Here is a 20,546-nt window from a genome sequence, read left to right on the forward strand (position 1 = left end):
CCATGCAGGTGTTGAATTCGTTAAAAAGCGCGAAACAGCGTCATCCTGACTGCCAGATCGTTAAGCGTAAGGGCCGTCTGTATGTAATTTGCAAATCGAATCCGCGTTTTAAAGCCGTACAGGGCGGGAAGAAGAAGCGCTGAAATGAAAAGAGCCTGCGGATTGCAGGCTCTGTACATTCAGGAAGCTTTTGCACTCTTATCGAGTGAAAACACGTCATAAAATGACAGGTTGCCTTTACGGCTAACCATCGCATGCAGCTGCGATTTTTTATCCGCATCTACACGCGGCGAGCGAAGAATAGCATCGATTAACGACGCCGGTACGTAGCGGGTGTTGTACCATTCGCCGTTGTAGCAGACGCGTAAATCCAGCACATCGATATCTTCATATTTGTAGCGCGGATACACATCAAAAAAGAAAAACCCGTTCATCAGGACAAATAACACCACCAGTAACCACACGGAATCTGCCAGGGTTTCTGACTGCAGCATAACGAGCAGCGTCGCGAACCAGCCGATGTACATAGCGATAAACAATCCGGGATGATTACGGATAAAGCTGATGCTAAAGCGCGGGCGATTATCGCGTTTTTCTTCGCGATTTAATTTATCGATGGTTTCAGTAAGCAGGTGCTGTATTTCCGTCATTCTGAGCCTACAAAATAGTAACGGGAGGAAGACGACTGTATTGTACTCAGGCGCTATAGTGGAAAACAGTAACAGACAACGCCAAAAAAAGTATAACAGTTTACCTTTTGTTGACACTATTTTAATGGCTAAGGCTCATTGACCTTCAGAGGGGCAGCGCCGCGTGCCGCCAGGATCGTTTTGCGCGCTCGTCAGTGAGCCGGGGTAATCCCAGTCAATCAGATCAACATGATCCCCCAGCATTTGTCCTGGTACGGGTAGATGTCCACTCATGCCAAATTCCCTTCAGGAACACGAGTGAACACAAACGGCAGCGTGGCACGATGGGAATCATTCCCTATGCCCGGCTGGAAGACAGGGTATTCAGGACAATAATCACGCGTTATAAATACACGTTTTAAGGCTTGCGACGTTAATAGTCAGAAATTTACTGGAATATTAACGGATAAATTTCCACACAGAAGACGGTATTTTATCGTAAAGCTTATTCATCGTCAGTTCGGCGAGACGGTGGTCGGCTGCTGAATAAAATACCGCCAGTTCGTTATCTGATAATTCGTATTTATTTTTCTCAATTACCCGTTCAAGCGTATCAATCGTCTGACAGCGTCGTAGACGCATTAAATAATCAATTTTTGTTAAAGGCTTTTCTGACATAGTTTCACCGTAAGTGATTGTAATAATTTTAAAAAGAAAGGCTCACTGGGTTGGCCTTACTAACGTTGACAAAACATTTGAACAGGCGATTGCCCGATTTGCGCCATTTCTGTAAGTCCTGGGCGCTTATCCCGTAGTTGCTAAACAACATGAAGGTATCATCGAGGTATTCATCGATCTGTTCAATCAACGCATTGTCTTCGTCATACTTAATTTTGTAATTAAGCGCAAAACTCGCAATATGCTCAATCAATTCATTTAGCTGCAGGTTGATGGCCGAGGTTGGATCGTTGACCCAGCCGTGATTGCTATCACCAAGCGTAGCCAGGCAGTCATGATACAGATTTTCGCACAAGAATTTTAGCTGCGCTATATCATGCCGTTTTGGTGAGTATTCGTCCATAACGCATCCCCCTTTTTAACAAAAAAATTTTATGAACTTAACATAACAGGGGTAACACTCTGAGATTAATGGGGGTCAGACACACCGATTTCAATGTAATTTAACTATAAATCACACTCGCGCCTTTTACCTTCTTCTATTACGAAAAATTACAATTAATGCAGATTGTTACAGGAGCAGCATAAAGGTAATACTTTCAGGTGAGATTAAAAGCAGCTTCTCTGATTATAGCGCATAAAAAGAAACATCAATATAGCCTGCTGGCACAGCTAAAATTTATCTTAATTCCAGGAGTATTCCTTAGTAAGTCGCTAATACCCAGGACTTATCTTAATAAATGCACCCAATAAGCCTCTTTATTTACTATTGCTGTTTGTTCTCAATAGTGATACCGCTGCTTAATTGCACGTTTTTATCGTGCATAAACCCAGATTAGATAAATAAAAAAGGCCGCTTGCGCGGCCTTTTTATCAGGAGTGTTTCACGGTGTGGCTATGTTCAATATCTTCGTTTTTACGGTTAAAACGTCGACGAACCACCACGAAGAATACCGGTACGAAGAAGATGGCCAGCACGGTCGCTGTAATCATCCCGCCCATTACGCCGGTACCCACCGCGTTCTGCGCGCCGGAACCCGCGCCGGAGCTGATAACCAGCGGCATTACCCCGAGGATAAACGCCAGTGAGGTCATCAGGATTGGACGCAGACGCATACGCACCGCTTCCAGCGTCGCTTCAATCAGGCCCTTGCCTTCTTTATCCATCAGATCTTTGGCGAATTCCACAATCAATATTGCGTTCTTCGCCGACAAGCCAATGGTTGTCAGCAGGCCCACCTGGAAGTACACGTCGTTATTCAGGCCGCGGAACGTCGCTGCCAGCAGCGCACCGATAACCCCCAGCGGTACGACCAGCATTACCGAGAACGGAATAGACCAGCTTTCATACAGCGCCGCCAGACACAGGAATACCACGATTAACGAGATGGCATACAGCGCAGGCGCCTGGTTGCCGGACAGGCGTTCCTGATAGGACATCCCCGTCCAGTCATAGCCAATACCGGTCGGCAGTTTGCTGGCCAGCTCTTCCATCATGTTCATCGCTTCACCGGTACTCTTACCCGGAACCGCTTCACCAAGGATTTCCATGGACGGCAGACCGTTATAGCGTTCCAGACGCGGCGAACCATACTCCCAGTGGGCGCTGGAGAAGGCCGAGAACGGCACCATCTGCCCGGAAGTATTACGCACGTACCAGTTATTGATATCTTCCGGCAGCATGCGGTATTCCGCTTCTGACATCACGTACACTTTCTTCACGCGGCCACGGTCGATAAAGTCGTTCACATAGCTACCGCCCCAGGCAGAGCCCAGCGTGGTGTTAATGTCGGAGATTGAGACGCCCAGCGCCTGTGCTTTCTCCTGATCGATATCGATTTTGTACTGCGGCGTATCTTCCAGGCCGTTAGGACGTACGCCCGCCAGCAGGTCAGGATGCTTCGCCACTTCGCCCAGCAGTTGGTTACGCGCCTGGGTTAGCTTTTCGTGGCCCAGGTTAGCCTGGTCGATCAGCTGGAAGTCAAAGCCGGTCGCCGTACCCAGTTCAACAATCGCCGGAAGGTTAAACGCGAACACCATCGCATCTTTAATCTGCGAGAAACGACCCATGGCGCGACCGGTGATCGCTTCCACTTTGTTTTCAGCGCCCGGACGTTCATCCCAGTTTTTCAGGGAAACGAACGCCAGACCGGTGTTCTGACCGCGACCGGAGAAGCCGAAGCCGTTAACGGTAAACACCGAGTTAACGTTGGCTTTTTCCTTGGTCAGGTAGTAGTCGGTTACCTCATCCAGCACTTTCTGAGTACGTTCCTGGGTAGCGCCCGCAGGCAGTTGCGCCATGGTCAGGAACACGCCCTGGTCTTCGTCCGGCAGGAACGAGCTGGGCAGTTTGATGAACAGGAACGCCATGCCGCCAACAATCAGCAGATACAGCAGCAGATAGCGGCCGGTGCTGCGCAGGATGTTGCCTACGCTGTCGGTGTAGTGATGGGTGCTCTTATCGAACATCCGGTTAAACCAACCGAAGAAGCCTTTTTTGCCTTCGCCGTGGTCGCCTTTGGCGATCGGTTTCAGCATGGTGGCGCACAGGGCAGGGGTCAGGATCAATGCCACCAGCACGGACAGCACCATCGCGGATACGATCGTAATGGAGAACTGACGATAAATCGCCCCGGTTGAGCCGCCGAAGAACGCCATCGGGATAAATACCGCCGACAGCACCATGGCGATACCCACCAGCGCGCCCTGAATCTGGCCCATGGATTTACGCGTCGCTTCTTTTGGCGGCAAGCCTTCTTCCGCCATCACACGCTCAACGTTTTCTACCACCACGATGGCGTCATCCACCAGCAGGCCTATCGCCAGCACCATACCGAACATCGTCAGGGTGTTTATCGAGTACCCGAACACGGCAAGGATAGCGAAGGTGCCCAGCAGTACCACCGGAACCGCAATGGTTGGGATCAGCGTGGCCCGGAAGTTCTGCAGGAACAGATACATTACCAGGAACACCAACACGATAGCTTCCACCAGCGTTTTCACTACCTCGTTAATGGAGATCTTAACGAACGGGGTAGTGTCGTACGGGTAAACCACTTCCAGACCGTGTGGGAAGAACGGCTTCATCTTCTCGATGGATTCACGCACCGCCGCAGCGGTATCCAGCGCGTTAGCGCCGGTTGCCAGTTTAATCCCCAGACCGGATGCCGGCTGGCCGTTATAACGGGCAATAACGTCGTAGCTTTCGCCGCCCAGCTCCACCTTAGCGACATCGCTGAGGCGAACCTGAGAACCATCCTGATTCACTTTCAGCAGGATCTTGCTGAACTCTTCCGCCGACGTCAGACGAGTCTGCGCGATAATGGAGGCGTTCAACTGCTGGCCTTTGACCGGCGGGGTACCGCCGAGCTGGCCTGCCGCAACCTGGGCGTTCTGCGCTTTGATTGCATTGATCACGTCAACCGGCGTGAGCTGGTAGTTGGTCAGTTTATTGGGGTCCATCCAGATACGCATCGCATACTGCGCACCGAACAGCTGCACGTCACCGACACCCGTGGTACGGCTGATCGGATCTTTCACCGTCGCGCCCACGTAGTCGGCAATATCTTCCTGGGTCATTGAGCCGTCGGTCGAGATCATCCCGACAACCATCAGGAAGCTGCTTGACGATTTCTCAACGCTCACGCCTTGCTGTTGCACTTCCTGCGGCAGCAATGGCATAGCCAGCTGCAGTTTGTTCTGCACCTGAACCTGGGCGATATCGGCATCTGTACCGGAATCGAAGGTAATGGTGATTTGCACCGAACCCGACGAGTCGCTGGTAGAGGACATATACAGCAGGTTATCGATACCGTTCATGTTCTGTTCGATAACCTGCGTCACCGTATCCTGTACGGTTTTCGCATCGGCGCCCGGGTACATGGCGGAGATCTGGATAGCCGGCGGCGCGATCGTGGGATACTGCGCCACAGGCAGTTTCATGATCGCAAGGCCCCCCGCCAGCATAATAATGATGGCGATTACCCACGCGAAGATTGGGCGATCGATAAAAAACTTAGCCATGTCTTAACGGCTCCTGTTTAAGTTAAGACTTCGGTTGTTCTGGCGCGGCATTGGCTGCGGCGGATTGTTTATCCGCATCCGCCGTAACTTCTTGTGCTTTAACCTGGACGCCAGGACGAACTTTTTGCAAACCGGTAATAATCACGCGATCGCCTGTTTTAAGACCGTCAGTCACCAGCCACTTATCCCCAATAGCCTGGGTTGCGGTGATTTGACGTACTTCAACTTTATCGCCTTCGCCGACCACCATCGCAGACGCGTCGCCGCGCGGCGTGCGGGTTACGCCCTGTTGCGGCACCAGAATCGCGTTAGGATTCACGCCTTCTTCCAGACGCGCACGTACGAACATGCCCGGCAGTAACGTGTGGTTCGGGTTAGGGAACAGCGCGCGTAAGGTAATCGAGCCGGTGGTTTGATCGACGGTCACGTCAGAGAATTCCAGCGTGCCCTCCTGATCGAACTTAATCCCGTCCGAGGTCACCAGCTGTACTTTCGCTTTACCGTTTTCCTGTTTCAGCGCGCCGCTGGCCAGCTCCTGCTTCAAACGCAGGAAGTCATTGCTGGACTGGGTCACATCCACATAGATAGGGTCGAGCTGCTGTACCGTTGCCAGCGCGGTAGCCTGGCCGTTCTGCACCAGCGCGCCTTCGGTGACGCTGGATTTACCAATGCGTCCGCTGATAGGGGAGGTCACTTTGGTGTAGGCGAGGTTAATACGTGCGGTTTCAACCGCGGCTTTAGCGGCTACCACGGCGGCATTCGCCTCCTGGGCATTCGCCTGAGCGTTATCGTAATCCTGTTTACTGATGTAGTTAGTACCAATCAGTTTCTGGTAACGACGCAGCGTAACCTGCGCGATATTGGCGCTGGCCTGGGCGCGCGCCAGATCGCCTTTGGCGCTCTCGTAAGAGGCCTGGTAGGTTGCTGGATCAATCTGATAAAGGGAGACACCCGCTTCGATATCACTGCCTTCCACGAAATTACGCTTCAGAATAATACCGTTCACCTGAGGACGAACTTCCGCCACGCGATACGCACTGGTGCGGCCCGGAAGCTCGGTTGTGATCGGTAGAGGTTCGCTTTTCAGCGTGACCACGCCGACTTCCGGCGTGTGCTGCGCCTGCTGTTGCTGCTGTTTGTCGTCACATCCTGTAAGCGCTAAGCTGCCTGAGAGCATCAGAACGACCGCCAGAGGCGTTAACCCTCTGTTTTTGTTCATAGGTAAACCTCGAGTGTCCGATTTCAAAATTGATTGATGGATCAAACGTCCACAAACCCATTGCTGCGTTTAAATTATGGTCGTGATATGGTACATACATTCATAAATGTATGTAAATCTGACCCTTGTAAATTCACAAACATATGGCACGAAAAACCAAACAACAGGCACTGGAAACGCGAAACCACATCCTTGATGTGGCGATTCACTTGTTTTCCCGGCAGGGTGTTTCGGCCACGTCACTGGCAGATATTGCCCAGGCTGCTGGGGTTACGCGCGGCGCCATCTATTGGCACTTCAGAAACAAGTCCGATTTGTTTAGTGAAATCTGGGAGTTGTCAGAGTCCAGTATTGGGGATCTTGAAACTGAGTATCAGGCAAAATATCCCGGCGATCCACTGTCAGTTTTAAGAGAGATCCTGGTTTATATTCTTGAAGCTACCGTTTCAGAGGAGCGCCGCCGGTTGATGATGGAAATTATCTTCCATAAATGTGAGTTTGTTGGCGAAATGGCTCGGGTTCAACAGCTGCATCGCGAGTATTGTCTGGCCAGCCATGAGCGTATCGAACAGGCGTTAAGCCGCTGTATGGCTGCCAGTATGCTCCCGGCGACCCTGAACCTCCGCCGCGCGACACTTCTGATGCGCAGTTATATCACCGGCTTAATGGAAAATTGGTTATTCGCCCCACAAACCTTCGATTTGAAATCCGAAGCGCGCGCCTTCGTTGAAATCCTGCTTGAAATGTATCAGTTCTGCCCGACGCTCCAAAAAAACGCGGTGACTTAACCACACTCGTTATAGTCAGATTTCTCTCTATCCCCACGGCCTTGCTATTCTGCGACCCTGTCCCGTGGTATTCTGCGCCTCACCAACTTTCTCCGATATATTCTCGGCCCGTTAATCACTCATTCAAAGACTATGCAGCACGATCTTCACTTTCGCAAAATTACCTGCGTCCTGGCGCTGGTGTGGCTTCTTCTGGCTGGATTACTGCTTTCCACAGGCGTAGCGAATGCCGCATCTAACGGCGAATTGCCCGCGCGTGCTGATATTCAAAGCCAGCTTGATGCGCTGAGTAAACAAAAAAACCTTTCCGCGCAGGATAAACTGATCCAACAGGATCTGACCCAAACGCTGGAAACCCTCGACAAAATCGAAAGGGTCAAGCAGGAGACGACGCAGTTGCGTCAACGTGTGGCACAGGCGCCGGAGAAAATGCGCCAGGCCACTGAGGCGCTCAACGCGTTAAGCACGCCGGAAAGCGATGACAGCCTGCGACAAACCTTTAAGGCCATGTCGTTGCGGCAGCTTGAAGCGCGCACCAGCAGTATGGTGGATGAACTACAGAGCGCGCAAAACGATCTTTCCACCTTTAATAGCCAACTGGTTTCGCTGCAGACTCAACCGGAGCGGGTGCAAAACGCCATGTACACCGCTTCGCAGGAGTTGCAGCAGATCAGAAACCGCCTGAACGGCACCACCCCGGGCGAGACGGCGCTGCGTCCATCCCAACAGACGCTGATGATGGTGCAGCAGGTATTGCTGAACGCGCAAATCGATCAGCAGCGTAAGAGCCTTGAAGGGAACACGGTCTTACAGGACAGCCTGCAAAAGCAGCGCGATTACACCACCGCCCATATCAACCTGCTGGAGCATCAGCTGCAGTTATTGCAGGAAGCGGCGAATACCAAACGGTTGTCGCTTACGGAAAAAACCGCTCAGGAAGCGGTAACGCCAGATGACTCCTCCAGCCTGCAAAATAATCCGCTGATTAAACAGGAGCTGGACGTCAACCATCAGCTGAGCCAGCGACTCATTTCCGCCACGGAAAATGGTAACGCGCTGGTGCAGCAGAACATCAAGGTCAAAAACTGGCTTGATCGCGCCCTGCAGTCAGAGCGCAACCTGAAAGAACAGATTTCGGTGCTAAAAGGCAGCTTACTGCTGTCGCGTATCCTGTATCAGCAGCAGCAAACGCTGCCGTCTGCCGATGAGCTTGAGGATATGACTAACCGCATCGCCGACCTGCGTCTGGAGCAATTCGACCTGAACCAGCAGCGCGACGCGCTATTTCAGAACGAGGCCTTTGTGGCGAAGCTGGAAGAGGGGCATCAGGGCGAAGTGAATGCTGAGGTTCACGAAACACTGCTGCAAATGGTGGATATGCGCCGCGAACTGCTCGATCAATTGAATAAGCAGCTCGGCAACCAACTGATGATGGCGATTAACCTGCAAATCAACCAGCAGCAGTTGATGAGCGTCAGTAAAAATCTAGAGCAGATGCTGACCCAGCAAATCTTCTGGGTAAACAGTAACCGTCCGATGGACTGGGACTGGATTAAAGCCTTCCCGGGCGCTATCCACGATCAGATTAAAGCCATGAAAATCACGGTGAACTGGAAGAAAGCCTGGCCGTCAGTGGCCGTGGCGTTTCTTGCTGGTTTACCGCTGTTGCTGATTGCCGGGCTGATCCGCTGGCGCTTCGGTTGGCTGAAACAGTATCTGGCAAAACTGGCCTCTGAAGTGGGGCAGTTGCGTAACGACAGTCAGTTGCATACGCCGAAAGCGATCCTGATTAACTTTATCCGCGCCTTACCGGTGTGCCTGATCATCCTGGCATGTGGTCTGATCCTGCTGTTTATGCAGATCAACATCAGTGATTTGCTGTGGGAGTTCAGTAAAAAACTCGCCATGTTCTGGCTGGTGTTCGGCGTGTGCTGGCGGGTGCTGGAAAAAGACGGCATGGCTGTCAGCCATTTCAACATGCCTGCGCAGCTTACCAGCCACTGGCGTCGCCAGATTGTGCGCGTAAGCCTGGCGCTGTTGCCGCTGCTGTTCTGGTCGGTGATGGCGGAGCTGTCCCCGCTGAATCTGATGGATGACGTGCTGGGCCAGGCGATTATTTTCATCAACCTGCTGGTGATTGCCGCGCTGATTTGGCCAATGTGCCGGGAGAGCTGGCACGACAAAGAGTCGCACACCATGCGTCTGGTCACCATCACCGTGCTGGCGATTGTGCCGATTATGCTGCTGGTGCTGACGGTTACCGGGTACTTCTACACCACGCTGCGCCTGGCCGGACGCTGGATTGATACCGTTTACCTGGTGATTATCTGGAACCTGCTGTATCAGACCGTGTTGCGCGGGTTAAGCGTCGCGGCGCGCCGCATCGCCTATCGCCGCGCTATTGCCCGTCGCCAGAATCTGGTTAAAGAGGGCGCAGAGGGTGCCGAACCGGTAGAAGAGCCGCCGCTGGGCCTCGATCAGGTTAACCAGCAGACATTGCGTCTGACGATGTTGACCCTGTTCGCCCTGTTCGGCGTGGTGTTCTGGGCGATTTGGTCGGATTTGATCACCGTATTCGCCTATCTCGACAGCGTGGTGTTATGGAATTACAACGGCACCGAAGCGGGTGCGGCGGTAATTAAACACGTTACGATGGGCAGCCTGCTGTTCGCGCTGGCGGCGTTTGCCGTCGCATGGGCGCTGATCCGCAACCTGCCGGGCCTGCTGGAAGTGCTGGTGCTGTCGCGTCTGAATATGCGGCAGGGCACGTCATACGCCATTACAACCATCCTCAACTACGTGATTATCGGCGTCGGGGCGATGGTGGTCTTTGGTGCGCTCGGGGTGTCGTGGGACAAGCTTCAGTGGCTGGCTGCGGCGCTGTCGGTGGGTCTGGGCTTCGGCTTGCAGGAAATTTTCGGTAACTTTGTTTCCGGTATCATTATCCTGTTCGAACGTCCGGTGCGTATCGGCGATACCGTCACTATCGGCACCTTCTCGGGAACCGTCAGCAAAATCCGTATCCGCGCGACCACCATCACCGACTTTGACCGCAAAGAGGTGATTATCCCGAACAAGGCGTTTGTGACCGAGCGGCTGATTAACTGGTCGTTGACCGATACCATCACCCGCGTGGTGATCCGCCTGGGCGTGGCTTACGGATCGGATCTGGATAAGGTGAAAGCGATCCTGCTTAAGGCGGCGATGGAACATCCGAAAGTGATGCACGATCCGGAACCGTCGGTGTTCTTTACCACCTTCGGGCCGAGCACGCTGGATCATGAGTTGCGTTTGTACGTTCGTGAACTGCGCGATCGCAGCTACACCGTGGATGAACTGAACCGCACCATCGATCGTCTGTGCCGTGAAAACGACATCAACATCGCGTTCAACCAGCTTGAAGTGCATCTGCATAACAAGAACGGTGAGCAGTTCACCGAGGTGAAGCGCGATCTGAATAACGGCCAGGCACCGACTGCGGCATAAAAAAGGCGAGGGCGCAGAACGCCCTCACCTGAGAAGATCTTACAGGGGGATAATCATCCCCTTTTTTATTACAGGACCTTATGCGGGCCGAAACATTCGTAATGAATGTTCGCCGGGTCGATACCCAGGCTCACCAGCTGTTTGGCGGCAAACTGCATAAAGGCCACCGGGCCGCACAGGAAGAACGTCATACCGGGAACCTTCAGCGCGCCTTCCTGCTTCAACAGATCCATTAACCCTTCGCTGTGGAAGCGACCATTATCACGATCGCGCTGTGACGGCACGCGATACCAGATATGGTAATCAAAATGCTTCAGCAACTTGCCATGCAGGGCAATTTCATCAGCAAAGGCATGGACATCGCCGTTTTCCGCGGCATGTAACCAGTTGACCTGCGCTTCATGATGATTGGCGGCCAGGTTATCCAGCATTGCCAGCATCGGCGTCTGGCCTACGCCTGCGGAAATCAGCGTCACAGGCGTTGTTGGCGGCACATCCATAAAGAAATCGCCCGCCGGAGCCACCAGGTTAATCACATCACCCACTTTAGCGTGAGCGTGCAGCCAGTTTGACACCACGCCTTCGCCTTCGCGCTTCACCGCAATGCGGTAGCTTTTGCCGTTTGGTTTGCGGGTCAGGGAGTACTGGCGAATCTCCTGGTACTCGAAGTTTTCTGGTTTGATCCACACGCCTAAATACTGGCCTGGTTTATAATCCGCCACCGGGCCGCCGTCTACGGGTGTAAATTCAAAACTGGTGATCAATGCGCTTTGCTGTTTGACTTCCGTGATGCGGAACGGACGTGTCCCTTCCCAGCCGCCGGTTTTGCCTGCGTTTTCCTGATAGATTTCCGCCTCGCGGTTTATAAACACCTGCGCCAGCACGCCATAGGCTTTACCCCAGGCATCCAGTACCTCCTGACCCGGGCTGAACATCTCATCCAGCGTCGCTAACAGATGGGTACCGACGATGTTGTATTGTTCCGGCTTGATATGAAAGCTGGTGTGCTTCTGGGCGATTTTCTCCACCGCCGGCAGCAGCGCCGCCAGGTTCTCAATATTGGTGGCATAGGCGCAAATGGCGTTGAACAGCGCTTCACGCTGATCGCCGTTGCGCTGATTGCTCATATTAAAAATGTCTTTCAGTTCCGGATTATGGGCAAACATCCGGTCATAAAAGTGGGCGGTGAGTTTCGGGCCAGTTGCTGCCAGTAGCGGAATAGTGGACTTCACAGTCGCGATAGTTTGAGCATCTAACATCAGGGTGTTCCTTTGCAGGTGTCTATAATATGTATTTTGAATGCATCTTATAAATTAATCCCTGTGCTGTAAAGGGTCTCTGTTGAGATTTTGTTATTGAGTGTTAATGAAAAACCTGCATCACGATCCTGAAAAGAATTCCGTCAGGTACGCCGTTTGTAAATAGCGATGAAGCCTTGTACTGCCTGAAGCCAATCGTTTGCGTAAAAACCTTTGTCAAGACCTATCTTCACACTGTTAATCGGTTTACACTGTTGCCCGTTGCCCAAAAAGGGCCCCTAATTGCCGTAAAAAGTTTACCGTTAGCTGAGTCAGGAGATGCGGATGTTAAAGCGTGAAATGAACATTGCCGATTATGATGCCGAACTGTGGCAGGCTATGGAGCAGGAGAAGGTTCGTCAGGAAGAACATATTGAACTTATCGCCTCCGAAAACTACACCAGCCCGCGTGTTATGCAGGCTCAGGGTTCTCAGCTGACCAACAAATACGCTGAAGGTTATCCGGGCAAACGCTACTACGGCGGTTGCGAATATGTGGATATCGTTGAGCAACTGGCGATTGACCGCGCAAAAGAACTGTTTGGCGCGGACTATGCCAACGTGCAGCCGCATTCCGGCTCCCAGGCTAACTTTGCGGTCTATACCGCGCTGCTGCAACCGGGCGATACCGTTCTGGGTATGAACCTGGCGCAAGGCGGCCACCTGACTCACGGTTCTCCGGTTAACTTCTCTGGCAAGCTGTACAACATCATCCCTTACGGCATTGATGAGTCCGGTAAAATTGACTACGAAGACATGGCGAAGCAGGCCAAAGAGCACAAACCGAAGATGATCATCGGCGGCTTCTCTGCTTACTCTGGCGTGGTTGACTGGGCAAAAATGCGTGAAATCGCAGACAGCATCGGCGCTTATCTTTTCGTTGATATGGCGCACGTCGCCGGCCTGATTGCCGCAGACGTTTATCCGAACCCGGTTCCACACGCGCACGTTGTGACCACGACTACTCACAAAACCCTGGCAGGCCCGCGCGGTGGTCTGATCCTCGCCAAAGGCGGCGACGAAGAGCTGTACAAAAAACTGAACTCTGCCGTATTCCCAAGCGCGCAGGGCGGCCCGCTGATGCACGTTATCGCGGCGAAAGCCGTAGCGCTTAAAGAAGCGATGGAGCCTGAGTTCAAAGTTTACCAGCAGCAGGTTGCCAAAAACGCCAAAGCGATGGTGGAAGTGTTCCTGAACCGTGGCTACAAAGTGGTATCTGGCGGCACGGAAAACCACCTGTTCCTGCTGGACTTGGTTGATAAAAACCTGACCGGTAAAGAAGCTGACGCTGCCCTGGGCCGCGCCAACATCACCGTAAACAAAAACAGCGTACCGAACGATCCGAAGAGCCCGTTTGTGACCTCCGGTATCCGTATCGGCTCCCCGGCTATCACCCGTCGCGGCTTTAAAGAAGCGGAAGCGAAAGAGCTGGCTGGCTGGATGTGCGACGTGCTGTCAAACATCAACGACGAAGCGACCATCGAACGCGTGAAGCTGAAAGTGCTGGATATCTGCGCCCGCTTCCCGGTTTATGCATAAGCGTTAAGCGTTAATTTTTAGCGGTGAAAACCCTCGACCTGGTCGGGGGTTTTTTATGGGTTGGGTTTTGAAGATGTCTCGCACTTCTGAATCGTTATTTTTTGAATATGTATTTTTACACTGATGTGGAGCCTTCCTGCGTTTAAGGTTTCGGTAGAGTTTATCTCCTGTATTAAGGACGAGAGACTCACATGTCGGAATTTACACACGATATTTTGCATGATGAATTGCAGGGATTTGACGTTTTCAGATATACCGATATCCGTTTCACATTTGCGAAAAATCCGCTGCGACAAATTACATTCAGGCTGGTTTTTTGTAAGGAGACAGGTAACAACGCATGGTTAAAAACGCGCTATGGCGCTGAACTGGCATCGTTGACCGTAAACGTTGTGAGCTTTCATAACATTGATGCACTTAATAATGACCAGTGCGAAACCCTGTTTGTTAAGCCGCCTGATGCGCCAGATCTCAATGCCTCTGAAGTTCTATATTTATACAGAACGCTAATTGACATCATTTTGCAAATCGCTGAGATTGCACAGATTCAGGTATTAACTTTTCAGGCTTATAGCGAAGAACTTCGCCGCATTTACGACAGGTTAGTGAAAAGATATGTGCTGACCAGAAACCTGCATATCATGACCGAAGGAGCTTATTATGTTATTCGAACAGGGCGCAGAAAAGATGAACGATCAAATTGATTATGAGGCAATTAAGGCGCAAAAGATTGAAATGTGGCAGCGCTTTATGAAAGCTAAAAGGAAAGCAGAGCAGGAAGGGCGAGTAGTCAGGACGCCTCTCTAAAGCTTGCAAGCTCACTGCTAATGGCTCCTCCGGGAGCTTTTTCTTTATACCCAGTTGCAATGCTGGGGCAGGCGCTATCAGGCGAAACGTTCATGTTAACGCAATGTAACGTCTTGCACCCGGCGCAATAACCCGCCAGACTATCGCCTCCAAAACGGGAGGGATTCATGGTTTTGCACTCTACGCGCTGGCTGGCGCTCAGTTACTTCACCTACTTCTTTAGCTACGGCATTTTCTTACCTTTCTGGAGCGTCTGGCTCAAAGGCATCGGCTTAGCGCCGGAAACCATCGGCCTGCTGCTTGGCGCAGGATTGATCGCCCGCTTCCTTGGCAGCCTGCTATTGGCACCGCGCGTGACCGACCCCTCCCGGCTGGTGTTTGCGCTGCGCGTATTAGCCTTACTCACGCTCATTTTCGCCGTCGCGTTCTGGCTGGGCACCACTACCGCGTGGCTGCTGATTGTGATGGTTGGCTTCAACCTGTTTTTCTCGCCGCTGGTGCCATTAACCGATGCGCTGGCCGGAACCTGGCAAAAGCAAATCACCCTTGATTACGGTAAGGTGCGCGTCTGGGGATCGCTGGCGTTTGTGATTGGATCGGCGCTCACCGGAAAACTGATCAGCATTTTCGATTATCAGGCGATCCTGGTGATGCTGAGCATTGGCGTGGCGTCGATGCTGCTCGGCATGATGCTGCGACCTTCCGTGATGCCGCAAGGGCAGGCGCGCCAGAACGAAAGCGCCGGCTGGCCCGCGTGGCGCAAACTGGTGCTCGAAAGCTGGCGCTTCTTGGCTTGCGTCTCGCTGTTGCAGGGCGCGCATGCCGCCTATTACGGCTTTAGCGCCATCTACTGGCAGGAAGCCGGTTATTCCGCTTCGGTGGTGGGCTACTTATGGTCGCTGGGCGTGGTTGCCGAAATCGTGGTATTCACCCTCAGCAACAAGCTGTTCCGCCGCTGGAGCGCCCGCGATTTGCTGCTGCTTTCGGCGCTGAGCGGGATTGTGCGCTGGTCGCTGATGGCCTGGACCACCGATTTGCCGTGGCTGATCCTGGCGCAAATTCTGCACTGCGGCAGCTTCACGGTCTGCCACCTCGCCGCCATGCGCTATATTTCGGCACGCCAGGGCAGCGAAGTGATTCGCTTACAGGCAGTTTATTCCGCCGTCGCCATGGGGGGCAGTATCGCCATTATGACCATGTTTGCGGGCTTCCTGTTCCAGCACCTGCAAGGCGGGATGTTCTGGGTGATGGCGCTGCTGGCGGTGCCGGCAATCGCGCTGCGCCCCGCCGTGGTGGCGCGTTAATTTTCCAGAATTTCACGAATACGCTGCTGCTGGTTTTCCCCCAGCGGCAGCGTGGCGTGGATCAGCGGTGCGGAGAACAGCGGCAGCGAGGTATGGTAAGGAGTGATAATCAACGCCACCTCCTTCGATGCGCCTTGTTTCTGAAACGTATGGACCGACAGGTATTTGATATTCAGCGGCAGCAGCGTTAATTCCCGTAGCTGATGCTCAATCTGCTCCTCCAGCTGCCGGTCATTGCCGGTCAGCAGCAATACCTGCTTCTCCTGAATATCGCTCTCCTGCATCAGCCATGCGCCAAAAATAATGGCGATCAGGCCAATCTCTTCATCGGAAAACTGGATGCCATAGTGCGTTTCAAGCCGGGCGCAGGCCTCGCGGGTAGTGCGCATTAAGCGCGGATACAGCCGGGTGATCTCCTCCGGGAGCGCATTATCAATGCCAATACCGAACAGGCAGCGGTCCAGCGCCTGGGCGAGATGCACATACAGCTGCGCCGCCAGGCCAGCTTCATCGCTGAACGCCATACCGGAAAGGGTGCGAAACGCGTTAATCAGCTCCGCCACCGCCAGCCGCAGCTGAATATCCTGCGGCTGATTGTCTTTCAGCGGGTCCGGCACGCGCAGCATCATAAACATCAGCGCCAGAAATAACTGTTCATCCTGATGTGGCGGCACCGGCACCCTGCGCTGCCAGTGGCGCATAATTTCCTGCGCCGCCAGATATTCCGCCCGCTGGGCGGTCCAGAGATTTTGTACCTGATTAAAGCCCGGCGACTGACCGGCGTGCTGCTCCATCAGGCAATATTGCAGGAACAGCCGCAGGAACTGAGTGTCGCGCGATTCGAACTGCCGGTTAAGCCGACGTCCGCAAAGGTTGACCAGCGCGTGTAAATTCGTATCGTCATAGCACGCGACGGGAATGCCGCGCTGCCGGAGTTCGGTTTTCAGCGTTGGGGTAAAATGCTGCTGCACAAAATGGGGGCACAGGCGCATAGCGCGACGCAGCCAGTGGAGCAGGCAAAGCCGGCGATCGAGTGGCGCACCTTCAATCCGGTAGCTGCCGTCGGGGTGGGTCATAATTGAAAGCCGGTGGTAGCGCTGGATCTCAGAACTGGTTTCAACGATATCCTGACGGGCGATGCCACCATCAACGCCGTTAATTTGCCCGATTAATTCCGGCGTCACGGTGCCGGGTAAATAGAGCATCAACAGCATCTGGCAGCGGCGCTGCGGACTGGAAAGCACGGATGGCGGCGAACAAATCTGTGTCATCATCCAAAAGTTCCAGTTAGGTTAATCAAAGCTAAGCGTAGTTAAAGTATGAGTCACCGTTAGAACGCCACTGGACTTTCATTTGGTAATCCTGTCTGGCTCACAGATTTTTTTGTATGGAAAAGATAATGCGCCCAACGATGTTAAGGATATTGCCCGCTTTGCCGCTGCTGACGCTCGTTTGCGCGGCACCGAGCTTTGCGCATCCCCACAGTTTCATTACCCTTAAAACGCAAATTATCGAAAAGGACGGTCAATTTACCGGTCTGCATATGCGCTGGGTGATGGATGAGATCACATCAGCCGACCTGTTGTATGACGCCGGAGACGCTAAACCCGGAACAGAGATCTGGAAAAAGCTGGCGGCGGAAGTCATGGCCAACGTTATCGGGCAGCACTACTTCACCGAAGTGTGGCACGACGGCAAAAAGGTAACCTTTTTACCGGTGCCTCCGGAATACGGCATGGCGCGGGAGGGGCATCAGGCGGTACTGACGTTTATCCTGCCGCTGGCAAAGCCGCAGCCGCTGGCCGGGCAGCGCTACAGCATCTCAACCTTTGATCCGACCTATTATGTCGATATGAGCTACGAAGCGACCCATGACGTCACGCTGCCCGCCGCACTCGCCGGTCAATGTAAACTGACGATGACCACCCCGACGCCCACGGCAGATATTCAGGCCTTCGCGCTGTCGCTCGATAAAGAAGACGCGCCGCCGGAAGATATGGAGTTGGGGAAACAATTTGCCCAGAAGGTTGAGTTGCAATGTCAGTAGTGTTTTCAACGCCGAAACCCGCGCGACGCTGGGTACAACTATGGCCGCTGGGCCTGTTTTTGCTGCTGGCGATCGTAGCCGGGCTGCTGCTCTGGCAGCACTGGCCGCGCCTGATGATGCAGAGCATAATCTGGCAGCGCAGCGTCAATCTGGAACTGAGTGCGCTGCTGAAACGCGTGGCGGAAAATCCCCGCCAGGCGGGCGGGGCGCTGCTGCTGTTCAGCTTTGTGTATGGCGTACTTCATGCCCTGGGGCCGGGCCACGGTAAAGTGGTGATTACCACCTGGCTGGCGACCCATCCGTCAAAACTCAAGTCCAGCTTAGGGCTGACGTTTGCCTCATCGCTGCTGCAAGGGCTGGTGGCGATTGGCCTGGTGGTCGTGGTGCTGTCGCTGCTGGCCTTGCCCGCCCGGCAGTTGCATATGAGTAGTTTCTGGCTGGAGAAGGGCAGTTTCCTGCTGGTGGGCGTGCTGGGCGTAATGCTGTGCTGGCGGGCGATTCACCGACTGCGTGGATTACTGCGCCGCCCCAAATTCAGCGCCTTCACTTTGCATCACGTTCACAGTGAACATTGCGGCTGTGGGCATCAGCATCTCCCCACGCAGCAGCAACTGGAGCAGGGTGACGACTGGCGCGCGCGCCTGATGATTATTCTTTCCATGGGGATGCGCCCCTGTTCCGGCGCGATTATGGTACTGCTGTTCAGCAAAGTGATTGGCGTGTTCGGCTGGGGAATCGCTGCGGCGCTGGCGATGGCGGCGGGAACCTCATTAACCATTTCCTCGCTGGCGCTGCTGGTGCACAGCTTCCGAACCCTGGCGATCCGCCTGAGCGGCAATAAAACGCCCGCGCTGTGGCGGCAGGTGGGCTGGACAACGCTGGCGTTAGCGGGCGGGGCGATCCTGATTCTGGCGGCGGTGATTATGTGGCTCAGCGCCCAGCCGCCGGGCGGCGGGCTCCGTCCCTTCTAAACAAAAATGCCCTGTCGGGACAGGGCATTTTGCATTCTAAAAAACCGATTAACGCTTCAGGGCGTCGCTCAGTTCTTCACGCATGTTGGCGAGCATCGCTTTCACCACGCGCGGGTTACCCGCGACCAGGTTGCCGGTCATGATGTAGTTATGACCGCCGGTGAAATCACAGACCAGACCGCCCGCTTCACGCACCAGCAGTTCGCCACCGGCGAAATCCCACGGCTTCAGGTTGATTTCAAAGAAACCGTCAACGCGGCCCGCAGCCACATAGGCCAGGTCCAGCGCAGCGGAACCGGTGCGGCGGAAGTCGGCGCACTGGGTGAACAGTTTGCTCACGATATTGATGAACGTGGCGGAGTGCTGTTTGGCTTTGAACGGGAAGCCGGTCGCCAGAATGGTGCCATCCAGATCGCGTGCATTGCTGCCGCGCAGACGATACCCGTTGAGCTGTGCGCCCTGGCCGCGAACGGCGGTGAACAGTTCATTGCGCATCGGATCGTAAACCACAGCCACTTCAGTACGGCCTTTCACGCGTACGGCGATGGAAACGGAAAAATGGGGGAGGCGTTTAACGAAGTTGGTGGTGCCATCCAGCGGATCGATAACCCATTGTACATCCTGGTCGGTGCCTTCGTGTTCGCCGCTTTCTTCGGTAATAATGGTGTGTTGCGGGTAAGACTGGCGGATGGTGTCGATGATAATGCGCTCTGCGCCTTTATCCACGTTGGTCACAAAATCGTTGCTGCCTTTCTGGCTGGTTTCTACGGCGTCCGGCGTTTCGTAGTTTTTGGCGATAAAGTTTCCGGCCTTGCGCGCAGCACGCACGGCGATGTTGAGCATCGGATGCATCAGGTATCTCTCACTGGATGTTAAAGAACGGGGAAATCGGCGCGCAGTATAGCAGGGAGTTCGGATTATGTCTCAGGTTTATGATAGGATAGCGACATATTATTAAATTGTGTCGGTTCGCTATGCTGCAAAACATTCGTATCGTGCTGGTGGAGACCTCTCACACCGGCAACATGGGCTCTGTCGCCCGCGCCATGAAAACCATGGGCCTTACCAATCTCTGGCTGGTTAACCCGCTGGTAAAACCCGATTCCCAGGCCATCGCTCTGGCGGCCGGTGCCAGCGATGTGATCGGCAACGCCACTATTGTTGATACGCTCGATGAAGCGTTATCCGGCTGTAGCCTGGTAGTTGGCACCAGCGCCCGTTCCCGCACGCTGCCGTGGCCTATGCTCGATCCGCGCGAATGCGGTCTGAAAAGCGTTTCTGAAGCCGCTCACGCGCCGGTCGCGCTGGTGTTTGGCCGCGAGCGCGTCGGTTTAACTAACGACGAGCTGCAAAAGTGCCATTATCACGTGGCGATTGCCGCCAATCCGGAATACAGCTCGCTGAACCTGGCGATGGCGGTGCAGGTGATTGCTTATGAAGTGCGGATGGCCTGGCTGGCTGCCGAACAGCAGCAAACCGCAGCGGTGGAAAGTGAAGAAGCGCCGTACCCGCTGGTGGATGATTTAGAGCGTTTTTACGGTCATCTGGAGCAGGTATTGCTCAACACCGGCTTTATCCGCGCCAACCATCCCGGCCAGGTGATGAACAAATTACGCCGCCTGTTTACCCGCGCACGCCCGGAAAGTCAGGAACTTAACATCCTGCGCGGCATGCTGGCGTCCATTGACAGCACCCATAAAAAAGACCCGAATACTTGAGTAAATTACCAGGGTAAATAGTTGACCAATTTACTCAGG

17 protein-coding genes are annotated in these 20,546 nt (G+C 53.8%); 9 read left to right on the top strand and 8 right to left on the bottom strand.

Going from position 1 to position 20,546, the window contains the following annotated elements; all coding sequences use genetic code 11:
- Positions 1-2: 2 nt before the first annotated feature.
- Positions 3-143, top strand: a complete 141-nt coding sequence (gene ykgO, locus FND52_RS06405) for a type B 50S ribosomal protein L36 (protein WP_125294096.1) — start codon at positions 3-5, stop codon at positions 141-143.
- A 36-nt stretch (positions 144-179) separates the two neighbouring features.
- Here the strand turns inward: ykgO and FND52_RS06410 are convergent, their stop codons facing one another.
- From FND52_RS06410 to acrA, 5 genes are all read right to left on the bottom strand, one after another.
- Complete coding sequence (locus FND52_RS06410) at positions 180-650, bottom strand: YlaC family protein (protein WP_125294097.1); 471 nt, start codon at positions 648-650, stop codon at positions 180-182.
- 438 nt (positions 651-1,088) lie between these two features.
- Positions 1,089-1,307 carry an HHA domain-containing protein gene (locus FND52_RS06415; RefSeq protein WP_059040068.1) on the bottom strand — a complete coding sequence of 73 codons (219 nt, stop codon included), beginning with the start codon at positions 1,305-1,307 and terminating at the stop codon, positions 1,089-1,091.
- A 28-nt stretch (positions 1,308-1,335) separates the two neighbouring features.
- A complete protein-coding gene (gene tomB / locus FND52_RS06420) occupies positions 1,336-1,710 on the bottom strand; it encodes an Hha toxicity modulator TomB (RefSeq protein WP_125294098.1) in 375 nt (124 codons plus the stop codon).
- 470 nt (positions 1,711-2,180) lie between these two features.
- Entirely contained in the window at positions 2,181-5,330 is a 3,150-nt protein-coding gene (gene acrB, locus FND52_RS06425; RefSeq protein WP_125294099.1) for a multidrug efflux RND transporter permease subunit AcrB, read from the bottom strand.
- A 22-nt stretch (positions 5,331-5,352) separates the two neighbouring features.
- Complete coding sequence (acrA, locus tag FND52_RS06430) at positions 5,353-6,549, bottom strand: multidrug efflux RND transporter periplasmic adaptor subunit AcrA (RefSeq protein WP_125294100.1); 1,197 nt, start codon at positions 6,547-6,549, stop codon at positions 5,353-5,355.
- 143 nt (positions 6,550-6,692) lie between these two features.
- On the opposite strand from acrA, the gene acrR reads away from it, so the two are divergent.
- On the top strand, positions 6,693-7,337 hold the full coding sequence (acrR, locus tag FND52_RS06435) for a multidrug efflux transporter transcriptional repressor AcrR (protein WP_125294101.1): 645 nt from the start codon (positions 6,693-6,695) through the stop codon (positions 7,335-7,337).
- 132 nt (positions 7,338-7,469) lie between these two features.
- Entirely contained in the window at positions 7,470-10,823 is a 3,354-nt protein-coding gene (gene mscK / locus FND52_RS06440) for a mechanosensitive channel MscK (protein ID WP_144130130.1), read from the top strand.
- Positions 10,824-10,891: 68 nt separating this feature from the next.
- Here mscK and hmpA read toward each other — a convergent pair whose 3' ends face one another.
- Complete coding sequence (gene hmpA, locus FND52_RS06445; RefSeq protein WP_482762626.1) at positions 10,892-12,100, bottom strand: NO-inducible flavohemoprotein; 1,209 nt, start codon at positions 12,098-12,100, stop codon at positions 10,892-10,894.
- 306 nt (positions 12,101-12,406) lie between these two features.
- On the opposite strand from hmpA, the gene glyA reads away from it, so the two are divergent.
- The 3 genes from glyA to FND52_RS06460 all read left to right on the top strand — a co-directional run bounded on the left by glyA (position 12,407) and on the right by FND52_RS06460 (position 15,771).
- Positions 12,407-13,660, top strand: a complete 1,254-nt coding sequence (gene glyA / locus FND52_RS06450; RefSeq protein ID WP_144130132.1) for a serine hydroxymethyltransferase — start codon at positions 12,407-12,409, stop codon at positions 13,658-13,660.
- Between the two features lie 191 nt (positions 13,661-13,851).
- Positions 13,852-14,364, top strand: coding sequence for a hypothetical protein (locus tag FND52_RS06455; RefSeq protein WP_144130133.1), 513 nt, complete (start codon positions 13,852-13,854; stop codon positions 14,362-14,364).
- Positions 14,365-14,634: 270 nt separating this feature from the next.
- The gene (locus FND52_RS06460; RefSeq protein WP_144130134.1) at positions 14,635-15,771 is read left to right on the top strand and encodes a 3-phenylpropionate MFS transporter; all 1,137 of its coding nucleotides are present in this window, start codon (positions 14,635-14,637) and stop codon (positions 15,769-15,771) included.
- On the opposite strand, the gene csiE is transcribed toward FND52_RS06460, so the two are convergent.
- Complete coding sequence (csiE, locus tag FND52_RS06465; RefSeq protein ID WP_144130135.1) at positions 15,768-17,045, bottom strand: stationary phase inducible protein CsiE; 1,278 nt, start codon at positions 17,043-17,045, stop codon at positions 15,768-15,770. The two genes, FND52_RS06460 and csiE, sit on opposite strands and share 4 nt — an antisense overlap.
- Before the next feature lie 137 nt (positions 17,046-17,182).
- Here csiE and FND52_RS06470 point away from each other — a divergent pair, with 137 nt between their 5' ends.
- Together FND52_RS06470 and FND52_RS06475 are read left to right on the top strand one after the other, a co-directional pair.
- Positions 17,183-17,818: a DUF1007 family protein gene (locus FND52_RS06470; RefSeq protein ID WP_144130561.1), complete on the top strand. Its 636-nt coding sequence runs from the start codon at positions 17,183-17,185 to the stop codon at positions 17,816-17,818.
- The gene (locus FND52_RS06475; RefSeq protein WP_144130136.1) at positions 17,809-18,789 is read left to right on the top strand and encodes a nickel/cobalt transporter; all 981 of its coding nucleotides are present in this window, start codon (positions 17,809-17,811) and stop codon (positions 18,787-18,789) included. Before FND52_RS06470 ends, FND52_RS06475 begins: the two co-directional genes overlap by 10 nt.
- Before the next feature lie 48 nt (positions 18,790-18,837).
- Here the strand turns inward: FND52_RS06475 and suhB are convergent, their stop codons facing one another.
- Complete coding sequence (gene suhB / locus FND52_RS06480) at positions 18,838-19,641, bottom strand: inositol-1-monophosphatase (protein WP_125294108.1); 804 nt, start codon at positions 19,639-19,641, stop codon at positions 18,838-18,840.
- 122 nt (positions 19,642-19,763) lie between these two features.
- On the opposite strand from suhB, the gene trmJ reads away from it, so the two are divergent.
- A complete protein-coding gene (gene trmJ / locus FND52_RS06485) occupies positions 19,764-20,507 on the top strand; it encodes a tRNA (cytosine(32)/uridine(32)-2'-O)-methyltransferase TrmJ (protein WP_125294109.1) in 744 nt (247 codons plus the stop codon).
- The last annotated feature ends 39 nt before the right edge of the window (positions 20,508-20,546 follow it).

Origin of the sequence: Atlantibacter subterraneus (genome assembly GCF_007570865.1) — a bacterium.
In the GTDB taxonomy this organism is placed as follows: domain Bacteria; phylum Pseudomonadota; class Gammaproteobacteria; order Enterobacterales; family Enterobacteriaceae; genus Atlantibacter; species Atlantibacter subterraneus.

Bases quoted from the DNA above. Each gene is read 5' to 3' on its own strand.
- ykgO (WP_125294096.1), top strand. From the start codon at position 3: ATGCAGGTGTTGAATTCGTTAAAAAGCGCGAAACAGCGTCATCCTGAC.
- FND52_RS06410 (WP_125294097.1), bottom strand. From the start codon at position 650: ATGACGGAAATACAGCACCTGCTTACTGAAACCATCGATAAATTAAAT.
- FND52_RS06415 (WP_059040068.1), bottom strand. From the start codon at position 1,307: ATGTCAGAAAAGCCTTTAACAAAAATTGATTATTTAATGCGTCTACGA.
- tomB (WP_125294098.1), bottom strand. From the start codon at position 1,710: ATGGACGAATACTCACCAAAACGGCATGATATAGCGCAGCTAAAATTC.
- acrB (WP_125294099.1), bottom strand. From the start codon at position 5,330: ATGGCTAAGTTTTTTATCGATCGCCCAATCTTCGCGTGGGTAATCGCC.
- acrA (WP_125294100.1), bottom strand. From the start codon at position 6,549: ATGAACAAAAACAGAGGGTTAACGCCTCTGGCGGTCGTTCTGATGCTC.
- acrR (WP_125294101.1), top strand. From the start codon at position 6,693: ATGGCACGAAAAACCAAACAACAGGCACTGGAAACGCGAAACCACATC.
- mscK (WP_144130130.1), top strand. From the start codon at position 7,470: ATGCAGCACGATCTTCACTTTCGCAAAATTACCTGCGTCCTGGCGCTG.
- glyA (WP_144130132.1), top strand. From the start codon at position 12,407: ATGTTAAAGCGTGAAATGAACATTGCCGATTATGATGCCGAACTGTGG.
- FND52_RS06455 (WP_144130133.1), top strand. From the start codon at position 13,852: ATGTCGGAATTTACACACGATATTTTGCATGATGAATTGCAGGGATTT.
- FND52_RS06460 (WP_144130134.1), top strand. From the start codon at position 14,635: ATGGTTTTGCACTCTACGCGCTGGCTGGCGCTCAGTTACTTCACCTAC.
- csiE (WP_144130135.1), bottom strand. From the start codon at position 17,045: ATGATGACACAGATTTGTTCGCCGCCATCCGTGCTTTCCAGTCCGCAG.
- FND52_RS06470 (WP_144130561.1), top strand. From the start codon at position 17,183: ATGTTAAGGATATTGCCCGCTTTGCCGCTGCTGACGCTCGTTTGCGCG.
- FND52_RS06475 (WP_144130136.1), top strand. From the start codon at position 17,809: ATGTCAGTAGTGTTTTCAACGCCGAAACCCGCGCGACGCTGGGTACAA.
- suhB (WP_125294108.1), bottom strand. From the start codon at position 19,641: ATGCATCCGATGCTCAACATCGCCGTGCGTGCTGCGCGCAAGGCCGGA.
- trmJ (WP_125294109.1), top strand. From the start codon at position 19,764: ATGCTGCAAAACATTCGTATCGTGCTGGTGGAGACCTCTCACACCGGC.